General features: G+C 66.5%; 2 protein-coding genes. Both read left to right on the top strand.

The genetic code is table 11. From position 1 onward, the window contains the following. Positions 1–222: 222 nt before the first annotated feature. A complete protein-coding gene (locus EOA33_RS41625) occupies positions 223–525 on the top strand; it encodes a universal stress protein (protein WP_145989543.1) in 303 nt (100 codons plus the stop codon). Between the two features lie 147 nt (positions 526–672). Beyond that, positions 673–1,085: GNAT family N-acetyltransferase (locus EOA33_RS36535; RefSeq protein WP_127407783.1), on the top strand; the 413-nt coding region annotated here is incomplete at its 3' end.

Below are 1,085 nucleotides of genomic sequence, written 5' to 3'. Positions count from 1 at the left end.
GGTGAAGAGGTTGTGCGAGAGCACGCCTATCGACAGGCCGATCGAGGCGACCGTCGGTCGCCCGCCGTGGCGCCGAACTGGCACTTGCCATTGCCACTGTCACCGGCGCGCCGGTCAAGATGCTCTATGTTGCGCGGGTCGGCCGCGACGAACCGCGCGACACCGTCTCGCATCGCCGCAGGGAGGCTGTGCTGAAGGATATCGTCGCGCTTGCCGACCGCTATGGCGTCGAGATCGAGACTGCCATCCGCAGCAGGGCCGCCGCCGCCGATGCCATCGCCCGCCAGGCTGGCAGGAGCGTGGCCGCCTTCCTGCACAATGGCACGCTCGCGATGTTCGAAAAGCAGGGCTTTCAGCGCATTGATTGTCATGGGCGTGGCGCGGCGGCCGGGCGACGAGCTCATCTTCGGCGAGACGACGAGCGGTGTGCTGCAGCACTGTCCGTGCCCGGTGTTGCTGATCTCCGATTCGCGGCAGCCCCGCGACGACGAGGACCGGGAGGCGGGGCGCTCCATCAGCGGTTGACAGGCCCAGCCCGCGTCCCGATTGTCGACGCCTTCATTCGCTTTACCCGATCGAAGGGACGACGCTGATGATGTCGGGATTTGCCGCCTGTTCCGGAACTGAGGCGCGAACCTTCAAAACGGCTATCGCTGGCTTTGAGGAACTACGATGAGCTTCAGCGTAAAACCCCTCGACGAAACAAGCTGGGCGGATTTCGCTGCGCTGGTCGAGCGCCACAATGGCGTTTGGGGCGGCTGCTGGTGCATGGCCTTCCATGCCAAGGGCAACGGCGCCGGCGGCAACCGCGCCGCCAAGCAGGCAAGGGTCCGGAACGGCAGCACGCATGCCGCGCTTGTCTTCGACGGCGCGGCCTGCGTTGGCTGGTGCCAATTCGGGCCGACCGGTGAACTGCCGCGCATCAAGCACCGGCGCGCCTATGAAGAAGGGCTGACAAACCTTCCGGACTGGCGCATCACCTGCTTCTTCATTGACAAGGCGCGTCGTGGCGAAGGCGTGGCCGCCGCCGCGCTGGCAGGTGCGCTCGGCGAAATCGCCCGCCTGGGCGGCGGCACGGTGGAAAG

It is taken from the genome of Mesorhizobium sp. M4A.F.Ca.ET.050.02.1.1, from assembly GCF_003997725.1.
Taxonomy (GTDB): domain Bacteria; phylum Pseudomonadota; class Alphaproteobacteria; order Rhizobiales; family Rhizobiaceae; genus Mesorhizobium.
Note: the sequence above shows the minus strand (reverse complement) of the source record. Positions and strands in the feature narration are given on the sequence as shown.